Here is a 13,998-nt window from a genome sequence, read left to right as displayed (position 1 = left end):
TAAATATTGAAATGGGTAATTTAGCAATTGTTACAATAATTATAATCGCTGCAAACGTCATAATTTCTTACAAAGGATTTGACGATTATGGTTTTTTTGATAAGTATAAATTTAATGTTGGTGCCATAAAAAGAGGCGAACAATTTAGATTGTTTAGTTCTGGATTTTTACATGTAAATACACAACATTTGTTATTTAACATGATTACGCTGTATTTTTTTGCTAACAATGTAATTGCATATGTTGGGTCACTTAAATTTATAATTATTTACGTAGTTAGCTTAGTTGCTGGAGGATTATTGTCGCTATATTTTCATAAAGATGAATACCATTACAGCGCAGTAGGAGCAAGTGGAGCAGTTACAGGTATTTTATACGCTGCAATACTGCTTAATCCAGATATGAGTTTGTTTTTCTTTTTTATTCCTGTTCCAATTCCAGGCTATGTTTTTGGTATTGGTTACCTTTTATATTCTATCTACGGAATGAAAAAACGTATTGGTAATATTGGACATGATGCGCATTTTGGAGGTGCAATAGGTGGTTATATAACTACTTTAATTTTTGTTCCGTACTTGTTTCAAATTAATTTAACAATGGTTGTTGTTTTAGCATTACCAATCATTTTATTGTTTGTAATGAAAAAGTTAGGCAAAATCTAAACAAAAAAACTCCGATATTTTATCGAAGTTCTTGATTTTCCACGAAAGTGAAATAAAAATTTTAATTCGCTAATAACTCAGCAACTTTATCTTCTAAAGCTTTACCACGTAAATTTTTTGCAACAATCTTACCGTCTTTATCCAAAATGTAAGTCGCAGGTATTGATCTTACACCATAAGTTTGTGCTATTGGCTCTTGCCAACCTTGTAGGTTAGATACATGTTTCCAAGTTAGTTTATCTTGCTCGATAGCTTTTAACCATCGGTCTTTTTGCTGTGCTTTATCTAAAGAAATCCCTACAATTTCTAATCCTTTGTCGTGATATTGGTTATACATTCTAACCACGTTTGGGTTTTCTTTTCTGCATGGTCCGCACCAACTAGCCCAAAAATCTAAAATAGTGACTTTAGCGTTAATATCGTTAATATTTAAAGTAGCCCCATCAGGAGTTGGCGCAGTAAAAGTTGGCGCATAATCACCAATGTTAGTCCCAAAAACGGTAATTTCCTTTTTTTCTTCTTTACAAGAAAACAATGCTAAAACCGAAATAAATAATATTAAAGTGTTTTTCATTACAAATAAGTTTGCAACAAATATAAACTATAAAAGTTGAATAAAATATGCATATTTTTGCACTATGATATACAACGATACCATAGTAGCTTTAGCAACCGCTTCTGGTGCTGGCGCAGTTGCCATAATAAGATTATCGGGTAAAGACGCTATAAAGATAGCGGCAGATAATTTTAAGTCTGTAAAAAGCCAAAAGTCGCTTAGCGACCAAAAGACGCATACCATACATTTGGGACATATTATAGATGAAAACCGCGTAATAGATCAGGTTTTAGTATCAGTTTTTAAAAATCCAAATTCTTATACAGGAGAAGATGTAGTTGAGGTATCGTGTCATGGTTCGGTTTATATTCAACAAGAAATTATTCAGCTATTTTTAAGAAAAGGTTGCCGAATGGCAAATCCTGGCGAATTTACTTTACGTGCTTTTTTAAACGGAAAGCTAGATTTAAGCCAAGCCGAAGCTGTTGCCGATTTAATTGCTAGTGATAACGAAGCATCACATCAAATTGCAATGCAGCAAATGCGTGGCGGATTTTCTTCTGAAATAGCTAAGCTACGTGAAGAATTGTTGAATTTTGCTTCTCTAATAGAACTTGAATTAGACTTTGCAGAAGAAGATGTAGAGTTTGCAGATCGTACACAATTTAAAGATTTGGTAGATCGTATTTCTTTCGTTTTAAAACGTTTAATAGATAGTTTTGCAGTAGGAAATGTGATTAAAAACGGAATACCAGTAGCAATTGTTGGAGAGCCAAATGTTGGTAAATCTACATTACTTAATGCGCTTTTAAACGAAGAACGTGCCATAGTAAGTGATATAGCAGGAACAACCAGAGATACCATTGAAGATGAATTGGTGATTAACGGTATTGGTTTTAGGTTTATAGATACCGCAGGAATTAGAGATACAAAAGACGTTGTTGAAAATATTGGGATTAAAAAAACTTTTGAGAAAATAGAACAAGCGCAAGTTGTTGTTTTCTTATTTTCTGCTAACGAGTTTAAAACACAAAGCGAACGTTTGATTGTAGAAGTAGAGAAGATTAAAAACAAGTTTCCGCTTAAACCTATGTTAATTATCGCTAATAAAGTAGATCAATTATCAGAGGAAGAAAAAGAAGAAGTGTCACAATCTTTAAATACAATTCAACACATTGAAGCATTAATGATTTCGGCAAAAAATAACGAAGGTGTAGAAGATTTAAAAGATAAATTAATAGGTTTTGTTAATACTGGTGCATTAAACAATAACGAAACTATTGTCACAAACACACGTCATTATGATGCTTTATTAAAAGCTTTTGAAGAAATCCAAAAAGTAAAATACGGCTTAGAAACTGGACTTTCTGGAGATTTAATGGCAATAGACATTCGCCAAGCTTTGTATCATTTTGGAGAGATTACTGGTGAGATAACAAGTGATGATCTTTTGGGTAATATTTTTGCTAATTTCTGTATCGGAAAGTAATTATCTTTCTCTTGTTTGCTAACTACCTGTTTTTATTGGTTTTACAAGTTTTTAGCATCTCTTTTTTGTTGCCCAATTGCTCTTTATTTCTTATATTTGTTGTTCAGTTGTTGCCCTAATAGCTTATCTGTTGCCCAAATCATAAAGCAACAAATCAAAGCGAAATGATGCACCATATAGCACCACCAAGCAACATTGAGCTACAAGTAGCACCAAATGAGCAGTACAATTAAAATACCGAAATTCTGTCAATTCTGTGGAATGGCTTTTGTTGCACAAAAGACCACCACTAAGTATTGCGGTCATACGTGTGCAAGTAGAGCCTACAAACAACGTAAGCGAGAAGAAAAAGTACAATCCACCCTATCCGAGCAAATAAATAATAGTAAGCCTACATCTTCCGAGAACTTGCAAACTCTGCAAACCTTACCTACACAAGCAGGAAATCATATCAATCTTAGAGATAAAGAATTTCTAAGTATTACTGAAGCTGCCAATTTATTAGGTGCAAGCAGATGGACTATTCAGCGGATGATAAAACGTAACCAATTGAGCATTGCAAAATTAGGTAGGCGTACTATTATAAAACGGACAGAAATCGATAATCTCTTTAAAATTTAGCCTTATGAAAGTAACATTAAGAAAACGCAAGAAAGGAAACAAAATCAGTTTGTATTTAGATTACTATGCCAATGGTAAGCGAGAATATGAATATTTAAAATTGTACCTAAAACCTGACCCAGAAAAAGGTTCACTTACTAAGGCAGAGAAAGACCAAAATAAAACGATACTACAATTAGCTGAAAGTATCAGAGCCAAAAGGCACTTAGAGATTCAGAATAACATTTATGATTTTCAAGACAAGGAGAAACTAAAGGGCAGTTTCCTATTATACTTTGATGCACTTACAGAAAAGAGAAAAGCCAGTTTAGGTAATTATGGTAATTGGGATAGTGTTGGTAAGCATCTAAGAAAATACAGCCCAAGAGATATTTCATTTGATAGAGTAAATCGTGAATGGGTACAAGGCTTTAAAGATTATTTAGATAATGAAGCCAAAACAAAAAGTGAAAACGAATTATCTCAAAATTCCAAGTACTCCTACTTCAATAAATTAAAGGCAGCATTAAAACAAGCGGTTAGAGATGGGATTTTAAAATACAATCCTGCGGAGCAAGTCCAGGGATTCAAACAAGGAGAACCACAAAGAGAGTTTTTAACCTTAGAAGAAGTACAAGCATTAGTAAAAGCAGATTGCGAAAGTAAGCAGCTAAAAACTGCGTTTTTATTCGCTTGCCTTACTGGTTTAAGATGGTCAGATATAAATAAGTTAATTTGGTCAGAGGTGCAACATTCTGATGAAATGGGCTACTACATTCGTTTCAGACAACAAAAAACCAAAGGAGCGGAAACCTTACCAATATCCGAGCAAGCTCGTAATATGTTAGGAGAAGAAAAAGAAAAAACAGAGCGTGTTTTCAAAGGCTTAAAATATAGTGCTTGGCACAATGTTAAATTAGCTCAATGGGTACTTCGTGCAGGTATTACTAAAAACATCACGTTCCATTGTGCAAGACACACCTATGCAACCCTACAGCTTACAATGGGTACAGATATTTATACCGTATCAAAATTATTAGGTCATAGAGAATTAAAAACCACTCAGATATATGCCAAAGTAATAGATAACAAGAAGAAAGAAGCAGCTAATAAAATTCAACTCGATTTATAGTATGGAACTAACTATTTTTAAAAGCATCATTTATGGCGACCTAAAACCTTGGGCAAGTGATGCAGTCAATGAAAAGTTTTACAGACAAAATTTGTCTGCAAAATTTATACAGCCAAAACATACTATAAATGAGTATTACAAAGCGTTAAAAGAAATCCACAAAAACAAGCCTAATCTATTCAAAGAAGATGGTTTGGAAATATATCTTTTGCAACCTGATACAAATATTCAACACGATATTCTGTATCCATTGGTTGAAATCCAATTAGCTGAACCAACCACAGCAACACAAAGGTTTTATCATTACTTGCTATTAAATGAAGCTACAAGACTATCAGACAGAGTTTTTAAATGTGTAAATAAAGACATTGGAGAAATTCAGAAAAAAGAGATAGTTCAAAATGTAGTGAAATCCTGCAAAGACTTATTATTAAGAATAGGAACAGATCAAGACAGTTTTAAGCAAACCGACTTGACAGCTTATGTTATTCCGCAACTCATTACTAACGTAATTCGTTTTCTAAAGGAAACCGAAAAGTTATATCCTCAATTCCTTTCGGAATTACCGTCAAACAAAAATGAGCTTTACGGAGAACTATTACAACAACCCATTCCAGATATAGAGATTGACAAAACAACTCCTGAATTTCAAACAGTAAATAATATTCTTTTAGGTATTGATAATTATAAGTTTGAAAAAGATACTCGTTTCTCATTTGGATTTACTGGAGATACAACAAAGCTAAAATCGGTACTCTTTTTGCTTAATCGTGATATGGAACTCTTAAATGAGGATAAATCAACAGTTGAAGAATTATTGTCTGTATTAACAAGTAAAGATTTAAAACTGGGTGCTCCACAAATTTATTTAGGATGTGAAACATTAGAATTTGCATACATAGTGAAGAAATTAGAACTCTCATTCTCAAATTTTACAGCTACCACAATAGACAAATCAAAGTTATTTCATTCTAAAAAAGGGAATGCAATTTCAAAAGGAAGTCTATACAATGCAAACCAAAAACAACCCTATAAAAAAGAAGATATAGACAACATTTTCAGCCATCTGTAAATAAAAACAGTTAGATGTGTTAGATATAGTAGTTAGATGTTAGCGTCTAACTGATTACCAGAGTGTTACGAAATAGTTTAGCGGTCAGAAATGATTGTTAAACCTTTTAAATCGTAACACAATGAGTAACGAAAATTTAATTTTAGAAAAGCTCAACAGACTTGAGCAAAAGATTGAGGAACAAAACCTCTTAAAGAAAGAAGTATTAAACTTCAATGATGCTTGTAGCTATTTAGATATAAGTGCTTCGCATCTCTACAAACTTACCAGTCAGAAATCCGTTCCGCATTTCTGCCCACAAGGTAAAAAACTCTATTTCAATCGTACCGAGTTAGACGAATGGTTACAACGTAACCGTCAATCTTCTACGGACGAAATCGAAAAAGCAGCAGCCAATTATCTAATTCAAAACAAACGCAGTTAGATATGGGCTTTTATCATCCTTTAGACGAAAAGTTAGAACAGATAGACGATAGACTATCAGAACTAACGCTTATGCTTAAAGATAAGCAAAGAAGCAATCCTGACCAAGTGTTTTTCGACACCCAAGAGTTTCTACAGATAATGAATGTTAGTAAGCGAACCGCTCAATATTGGCGAGATAGCGGACTCATAGGCTATTGCCAAATTGGGTACAAAATCTATTACCGCTTATCAGACATACTCCAATTGTTAGACCAAAATTTTAAAGCACCTATCAATGGAAAATAATCACATAAATACTTCTAAAATGGCATCATCAACTATATATAAAAATTTCAATCAACCCATAGAAAATAAAGCCTTACTACTGATAGTAAAGGATGTTATTGAGGGTAAATACAAAGAACCTATTGAAGCTATCCGTATGGCTATTGGAATGGGTAAACCAGAACGAGCAGACCAATTCAAAAAAGAATTAGTAGCCTTTACACCGTCAGCAACTTTTGAAGGCGGTCGTAAAATGGAGTACTTTAAAATGTACAGCGGATTTGTACACTTAGATTTTGATAAGTTAGAACCAGACGAGCTTCAAGAAGCAAAACAGAAAATACAATCCATTCCTTTCACTTTTGCTTGTTTCACAAGCCCAAGCGGTAATGGCCTAAAAGTTTTTATTGAAGTAGATTCTACTATGGAACAGCATAAAACCGCTTATGCACAAGTGCAAGCGTTTTATGAAAAAGAAGTGGGTATTGAAGCAGACCCAAAATGCAAAGATATAACAAGGTTGTGTTTTGTGTCTTACGACCCTGATGGATATAAGAACATTCAAAACCAAAAGTTCAAGGTTAAAACCGAAACGATTTTACAACCTATCACACCAACAGCACCCAAAAAAGTAGTAACCCAAAATCTTAGCAATAATGAAAACAGTAATAGTTCAGAAATCTTTACCGAGTGTATCACATTCACCGAAAACAAAGAAAGCTATACAGACGGCAACCGAAACAATTTCATATATCAATTGGCTTGTAATTGCAACAGGAGAGGAATCGTGTATGATGATACTTTGCATCTTATTCTAAATACTTATGACCTAAACAAAGATGAAATAAAAGCATCAGTAAAATCAGCGTATGATAACAACGCTATACAATTTGCGAGCTATCCAAGTCATAAGAAAACAATACAACCAACTGAGATAGTAAACAATGAAGATTATCTAAAAAACACACCCACTTTTGACGAGCAATTATTTGATAATCTACCAGAGATATTAAGAAAAGGCACAATGGCATTTACAGACCCAAGAGAACGTGATGTTTTTTTTACTGGTGCATTGTCTATTCTTAGCGGTTGTTTACCTAATGTATCGGGCGTTTATGCTCAACAGACTGTTTTTCCAAATCTGTTTTCTTTTATCATAGCTCCAGCAGCAAGCGGAAAAGGTGCTTTAAAATTTGCCAAAATATTAGCAGACCCATATCAAGAAAGTGTATTAGCACAAAGCAATCAAGATAAGTCCATTTATGTAGCTGAATTAGCCCAATACAAGGTAGAACAACGTAACCGAAAGAAAGACGACACAGAAACTCCAGAAGAGCCTGTAAAACCACCTTATAAAGTGGTGTTCATTCCTGCCAATACGTCTTATGCAGCTATCTTACAACACATACAACAAAATGAAGGTAAAGGAATTATTTGCGAAACAGAAGCTGATAGTATGGGAGCAGTTTTTAAGCAAGATTGGGGCGGATATTCCGATATGCTAAGAAAAGCGTTTCATTCTGAAACGATTTCTGTGTCAAGAAAAACCGACAATGAATATGTTATTATCAAAGAGCCTAAAATATCTGTTGCTTTATCAGGAACTCCTGGTCAAGTAGCCAACATCATTGCATCCGCAGAAGATGGTTTATTCAGTCGTTTTTTATTCTATACGTTTAAGGTGGAGCAACTTTGGAAAGATGTATCACCTTTCGGCAATACCTTAAATTTAAACGACCATTTTGAAGTCTTATCGCAGAATGTTTTGGAAATGATTCACTTCTTAGAAGCAAATCCAACGCAAATACACTTGTCCAAAGAACAATGGCAAACGGTTAATTATACAGGGCAACAATGGTTGACAGAAGTAACCACCTTTACAGCAGAAGAAGCTGGAAGCGTAGTAAAACGTTTGGGTTTAATTCTATATCGTATTTGTATGATATTATCCACGCTTCGCAAATTTGATAATGGCGATTGTACCGAAAATATTACGTGTACGGATGAAGATTTTGAAATGGCATTAATGATTGCAAATGTCTATCTGGAACATAGTTTGTTAATGTACAACAACCTACCAAAAAAAGAAGAAACAGGCATTTTTAAAGGTGCTAATAATAAAAAGAAATTTTTTGAAGCCTTACCGCAAAACTTCAAACGTGAAGAAGCCATCATCATAGGAAAGAAATACCAACTCAAGGACCGTTCTATTGATAATTTGCTCAAATCCTTATTAGGTTCACATCTCTCGCAACCCAGTTACGGACACTATCAAAAAACTACAGACAAGCTGTAGTTTGCAACCTTTGCACTTTTTTAAATTCTTCTTGTGGTTTTTGTTCTTGTTTATTTTTTATTTGTCTATATTTGACAAATGCAATTAACACAAATAAGCAAAGGATGAATAAGTTTGGAGACTTAATACGGTCTAAAAGAGAAGAACAAGAAATGCTACTCAGGCACTTATCCGCAGAGTTAGACATTGATACCGCAATGCTTAGTAAAATAGAAAGAGGAGAAAAAACCGCTAAACGTGAACATATAGAACCTTTAGCAAAACTTTTCAAACTTGACTATAACGAACTGTTTTCACTATGGTTAGCAGACCAAGTATTTCAGTTAGTAGAAAATGAAGAACAGGCATTACAAGCTCTGCAAATTGCAGAAAAGGAATTAAAATCAATCAAAAAATAATCAGACCCTATATATGGCTAAGAAGAAAGTAGAAACTACTAAATCAATAGAAGAAACACTTTGGCAATCGTGTGATAAGTTAAGAGGTTCGGTTGACCCATCAGAATACAAACACGTAGTATTAGGGCTTATTTTCTTAAAGTTTGCAAGCGATAAGTTTGAAGAGCGTAAAGCTGAATTGATAGCAGAAGGCAAAGAGAAGTATGTAGAGATGAAAGATTTCTACAATATGAAAAACGTCTTCTTTTTAGAAGAAATATCACGTTGGACGTACATCAGTAAAAATGCAAAACAGAACGATTTAGCATTAAAGATTGATACTGCGTTACATACTATAGAAAAAAACAATCCTGCACTTAAAGGAGCGTTACCAGACAATTACTTTTCTCGTTTAGGTTTAGACAGAACCAAATTAGCATCCTTAGTAGATAAGATTAATGAGATAAACACTTTAGAAGATGAAGAACAAGATATTATAGGACGTGTTTATGAATACTTTTTACGAAAGTTCGCTATAAAAGAAGGGAAAGGAAAAGGAGAATTTTACACCCCTAAAACCATTGTAAACCTTATGGCAGAATTAATAGAGCCATACAAAGGTATTATCTATGACCCTGCTTGTGGTTCTGGTGGTATGTTTGTTCAGTCTATTAAGTTTATAGAAAGTCATCAAGGAAGTAAAAAAGAAGTATCTATTTACGGTCAGGAATCCTCGCCTACTACTTATAAATTGGCTAAAATGAATTTAGCTATTAGAGGTATATCAGCCAATTTAGGAGAGAAACACGCAGATACTTTTTCTAATGACCAACACAAAGATTTAAAAGCCGATTTTATAATGGCAAACCCACCTTTCAATCAAAAAGATTGGAGAGGAGAAAATGAACTCATAGACGACCCAAGATGGAAAGGTTATGATGTACCACCAAAAAGTAACGCCAATTATGGTTGGATATTAAATATGGTATCTAAACTTTCAGAAAATGGTGTAGCAGGTTTTATATTGGCAAATGGTGCATTGTCTGGTGGTAGTGAAGAATACAAAATCCGTAAAAAACTAATCGAAAACAACCTCATAGAAGCAGTTATCATTATTCCTCGTGATACGTTTTACACCACAGATATTAGTGTAACACTTTGGATTATTAATAGAAATAAAAAAGAGCGTACAGCCACTATAAACGACCAAGCTAAAAACTACCGTAACAGAGAAAAAGAAGTCCTATTTATGGATTTAAGACGTTGGGGAAGTGAATACGAAAAGAAGTTCGTACAGCTTACAGAAGAGGATATTAGCAAAGTTGCAGGTCATTATCACAACTGGCAACAAAAAGATTGGGAAACCACCTATAAAAATATTCCAGAGTTCTGCCAATCGGTAGATTTTGATACTTTAAAAGAGAACGACTTTTCTTTAGTACCAAGTAAATACATAGAGTTTGTAGATGCAGATAGCAGTATAGATTTTGATACCGAAATGAAGCGTATTCAAACAGACTTTAAAGAATTACTAAAAGAAGAAAAACAAAGTCAAGACCAACTCATAAACGCCTTTAAAACATTAGGATATGAGTTATAAAAGATTAGGCGATTACATACAATTAGTGGATAACCGTAATGTAGATTTGGCGGTTACAAATCTTTTGGGAATCAATATTACTAAAAATTTTATGCCTTCTGTGGCTAATGTTTCTGGTACAGATTTATCTAAATATAAAATCATTCAAAAAGGTCAGTTTGCTTATTCTGCAATGCAGGTTGGTAGAGATGAAACTATTCGGTTAGCATTATATGCTGAAGATGAACCTGCTATAATTTCACCTGCCTATTCTGTTATAGAATCAAAAGATATTGAAGAATTACTGCCTGAATATATGATGATGTGGTTTCAAAGACCAGAATCTGATAGATATGGATGGTTTATTAGCGATAGTAGTGTTAGAGCAAGCTTAGATTATGATAGACTTTCAGATATTGAAATCCCAATACCACACATAGACGAACAACGTAAATATGTAGCTCTCTACAATGGCATATTAGCCAACCAAAAAACCTATGAAAATAGTTTAGAGGATTTGCAGTTAATATGCGACACCTACATTGAGGATTTAATAATCAACGAACCTGCAAAAACGCTTGGTACATACATACAGCAAGCAGATGAAAGAAATACAGATTTAGAAATAACTTTTTTACAAGGTGTTTCAACTTCTAAAAAATTGATAAACTCAAAAGCTAATACTACAGGTGTTAAGTTTAATAAGTATAAAATAGTAAGGAATGGTCAGTTTGTTTATGTAGCAGATACATCAAGAAGAGGGGAAAAAATTGCATTAGCAATGAATGACGCAGAAGATTGTATTGTTTCTTCAATTTATACAGTTTTTGAAGTTATAGATGAATCTGTTTTAATACCTGAATATTTATTCCTGTTTTTTAAACGTGCAGAATTTGATAGATATGCTCGTTTTCATTCTTGGGGAAGTGCAAGAGAAACTTTTGATTGGGATGATATGTGTAGCGTAAAACTACCTATACCAGATATAAAAATACAAGAAGCCATAGTTACAATATATCACACCTTAGAAGCTCGTAAGCGTATTAATGAGCAACTAAAAGCAAGTATAAAACCTATTTGTCCAGTATTAATGAGAGGTGTTGTTGAGAGTATGGAATGTGAAACAGTAGAAGGTTAAGATTATGATTAAACAAATAAATAACATCACTAATGTTGGTACATTTCGAGACTTTTCTAGAGGTGGTTCAATTCAATTTGAAAAACTGACATTTATTTATGGGCGTAACACAAAAGGAAAAACCACATTAACAGATATACTCTCTTCACTCAAAGAAAATGAGTCATCCTTAATTACATCTCGTAAGTCGATTCCTATTGTTAGTTCAAATCAGAATGTAAGAATTTCAGTTAAACCTCATAATGCTAATAAGCAGCTACCGTGTACTTTTTCTAACGATTCTTGGACACAATTGAACTCAAATAATGACCTTCATATTTTCGGCTCTGATTTCACACATAAAAATTTGTTTACAGGACTCTCTATTGAACGGCAGAATAAGGAGAATTTCACAAGATTTGTTCTTGGTCAGCAAGGGGTTCAATTAGCAACACAAATCGCAGAGGATAAAAGAGTTTTAAGAGGTAAAAGAAGAGGCCTTTCTAATGTTTTGCCAGCATATTTAAAAGATAAGGCAAATGAAGAGTTTCTACCTTTTTTATCTATCGACCCAGCTTCAATTAACCTTGAAGAGACAAAACAGCAATTAATTGATTTAGAACAAAAGCTCAAACAAGAACAGCAAAGACTTGAAAAACCTAGAGAAATACTATCAATTGAAGATATTTCCCAGTTCAATATTACACTAACAAATGTTCAAGAGCTAGTAAATCAAACAAATGATTTATTACAAAGAGAATTTAATGAGATTAGTTCTGTTGCAATTGCAAAGCTTCAGGAGCATATTCAAAATAATTTTGAAATAACCGAAAATGCAGAACAATGGATAAAAAAGGGGTTAGACACTCGAAAATCAGACTCTAGTAACTGCTTATTCTGTGGTCAATCTTTAGAATCCGCAGCCGATTTAATCAATGCATATCACTCGTATTTTAATGAGGCATACCGCAACTATATTTCTGATATATCGAATACGATTAATAATTTAAATAGTCAATGGCAAGAATTGAACTACAGTTCATTGAATACGGTTGCAACAAAACAAACTCTACTTGCACAATATGCTCAGTTAATAAATACAGATGCTTTTACAGCTTTAGTTTCTCGGTTGAATGAGTTAATAGTTTCAGCGAATGAGACAGACCTTAATGTTTTATCAAAACAATTTGCCCAACAGGTAGAGCAAGCATTCAATATAAAAGAAAGAAAGCCGCACGAAATTCTTCAATCAATTGATTTTTCTGACCTTTTAGGAAATTACATTAATTATCAAAGAAACTTATCTTTAATTTCTGAAACCAATGATAGTATTCGGGAAGCAATACGCTTGTTTAAAGAACCCTATCGTAACTTAACGCAAATAAGAACTAGGATTTCTGAATTACAAACTGAAATTGAAACTAAAAAAAGAGCAATTGCAAGAGTTGAACAAAATGATGCTTGCGTTTTATATCAAAGAGAACAACGAGAAATAACAGTTATTGATGGTAGAATAACTGCAAGCGAACAAGCATTATCTGAAAATCAAAACCAATACCTCGATAGGTTCTATGATCGAATTGATTTTCACTTTAAGCAGTTCGGTAGCGAAAACTTCACACTTGAAAGAGGAACGGACAATCGTGGACACCAACCTGTTTATTCTTTAAAAGTAAAGTTCAAAGATGTTGAAATAAACGACTCCAACATTACCAAAGTATTTAGTGAATCTGATAAACGGGCATTGGCTCTCTCTTTATTTTGGGCTAAGTTAGATTTTTTAACACCTGAACAAAAGCAAAATGTTATTATCGTTTTAGATGACCCTGTTACAAGTTTTGATGACAACCGAATAATAAAATCAATAAATCGTATTAAGGCAACCTTGAGAGATGTTCGTCAAATAATTGTCTTGACTCACTATTCTCATTTTATTAAAAACTTTCTTGAGAGAGGGATGAATGATGATTTTGCAATAGCATTCATAGAGATTGCTCAAAATAATAACACAAGTTATTTAAGGCGTATAGAAGGTAGAACGTTTACAGAAACTACCTATGAAAGAGTTGCTACAAAAATATATAAGTTTATTAATAGAGAAAGTGAAGATGATATAAGGTCGTATCTAAGAACGTTTTTAGAAAGTCAATACTTCCCTCACTTTTATTTTGGAAAATTAAGAGAATTTGAACAAAATGGTGTTTCCTGCCCTAATCTCAGTGATAAGATAGACCAAATCTTTTCAGATGATGATGTAGTAAGAGCCAAATTTCACGAGTTTAGAACCACACTAAATGGCGATAATCATATTTTCACAAGTAGTAATGAGGAAGATATAAGGAGTTTTGCTAGTGAAATGATGACGTATCTCTATAATTTTTCTCACAATACGTATGAACATTAAAATTATTGTAAACGAATTAAGATT

At 33.3% G+C, this 13,998-nt stretch carries 13 protein-coding genes; 12 read left to right on the top strand and 1 reads right to left on the bottom strand.

Going from position 1 to position 13,998, the window contains the following annotated elements:
- Positions 1-11 precede the first annotated feature (11 nt).
- Positions 12-662, top strand: a complete 651-nt coding sequence (locus WA340_RS02300) for a rhomboid family intramembrane serine protease (RefSeq protein WP_336127113.1) — start codon at positions 12-14, stop codon at positions 660-662.
- 61 nt (positions 663-723) lie between these two features.
- Here the strand turns inward: WA340_RS02300 and WA340_RS02295 are convergent, their stop codons facing one another.
- Entirely contained in the window at positions 724-1,236 is a 513-nt protein-coding gene (locus WA340_RS02295) for a peroxiredoxin family protein (RefSeq protein WP_336127112.1), read from the bottom strand.
- A gap of 64 nt (positions 1,237-1,300) precedes the next feature.
- Between WA340_RS02295 and mnmE the strand changes: the two genes are divergently transcribed.
- The 11 genes from mnmE to WA340_RS02240 all read left to right on the top strand — a co-directional run bounded on the left by mnmE (position 1,301) and on the right by WA340_RS02240 (position 13,974).
- Positions 1,301-2,707, top strand: a complete 1,407-nt coding sequence (gene mnmE, locus WA340_RS02290) for a tRNA uridine-5-carboxymethylaminomethyl(34) synthesis GTPase MnmE (protein WP_304145322.1) — start codon at positions 1,301-1,303, stop codon at positions 2,705-2,707.
- 216 nt (positions 2,708-2,923) lie between these two features.
- A complete protein-coding gene (locus WA340_RS02285; protein ID WP_147677439.1) occupies positions 2,924-3,328 on the top strand; it encodes a helix-turn-helix domain-containing protein in 405 nt (134 codons plus the stop codon).
- Positions 3,329-3,332: 4 nt separating this feature from the next.
- Positions 3,333-4,439, top strand: coding sequence for a site-specific integrase (locus tag WA340_RS02280; RefSeq protein ID WP_286493004.1), 1,107 nt, complete (start codon positions 3,333-3,335; stop codon positions 4,437-4,439).
- Position 4,440: 1 nt separating this feature from the next.
- Complete coding sequence (locus tag WA340_RS02275; protein ID WP_336127111.1) at positions 4,441-5,511, top strand: DUF6617 family protein; 1,071 nt, start codon at positions 4,441-4,443, stop codon at positions 5,509-5,511.
- A 121-nt stretch (positions 5,512-5,632) separates the two neighbouring features.
- Positions 5,633-5,935, top strand: a complete 303-nt coding sequence (locus tag WA340_RS02270) for a helix-turn-helix domain-containing protein (RefSeq protein WP_042292012.1) — start codon at positions 5,633-5,635, stop codon at positions 5,933-5,935.
- Between the two features lie 2 nt (positions 5,936-5,937).
- The gene (locus WA340_RS02265) at positions 5,938-6,222 is read left to right on the top strand and encodes a helix-turn-helix domain-containing protein (RefSeq protein ID WP_040280860.1); all 285 of its coding nucleotides are present in this window, start codon (positions 5,938-5,940) and stop codon (positions 6,220-6,222) included.
- On the top strand, positions 6,212-8,497 hold the full coding sequence (locus WA340_RS02260; protein ID WP_336127110.1) for a DUF3987 domain-containing protein: 2,286 nt from the start codon (positions 6,212-6,214) through the stop codon (positions 8,495-8,497). Before WA340_RS02265 ends, WA340_RS02260 begins: the two co-directional genes overlap by 11 nt.
- A 104-nt stretch (positions 8,498-8,601) precedes the next feature.
- Positions 8,602-8,895, top strand: coding sequence for a helix-turn-helix domain-containing protein (locus WA340_RS02255; protein WP_336127109.1), 294 nt, complete (start codon positions 8,602-8,604; stop codon positions 8,893-8,895).
- A gap of 13 nt (positions 8,896-8,908) precedes the next feature.
- The gene (locus WA340_RS02250; protein ID WP_336127108.1) at positions 8,909-10,474 is read left to right on the top strand and encodes a type I restriction-modification system subunit M; all 1,566 of its coding nucleotides are present in this window, start codon (positions 8,909-8,911) and stop codon (positions 10,472-10,474) included.
- Positions 10,464-11,591 carry a restriction endonuclease subunit S gene (locus tag WA340_RS02245; protein WP_336127107.1) on the top strand — a complete coding sequence of 376 codons (1,128 nt, stop codon included), beginning with the start codon at positions 10,464-10,466 and terminating at the stop codon, positions 11,589-11,591. The genes WA340_RS02250 and WA340_RS02245 overlap by 11 nt, the downstream gene beginning before the upstream one ends.
- A 4-nt stretch (positions 11,592-11,595) precedes the next feature.
- A complete protein-coding gene (locus tag WA340_RS02240) occupies positions 11,596-13,974 on the top strand; it encodes an AAA family ATPase (RefSeq protein ID WP_336127106.1) in 2,379 nt (792 codons plus the stop codon).
- Positions 13,975-13,998: the final 24 nt, after the last annotated feature.

This window comes from Mesoflavibacter sp. CH_XMU1422-2, assembly GCF_037029245.1.
GTDB lineage: Bacteria > Bacteroidota > Bacteroidia > Flavobacteriales > Flavobacteriaceae > Mesoflavibacter > Mesoflavibacter zeaxanthinifaciens.
Note: the sequence above shows the minus strand (reverse complement) of the source record. Positions and strands in the feature narration are given on the sequence as shown.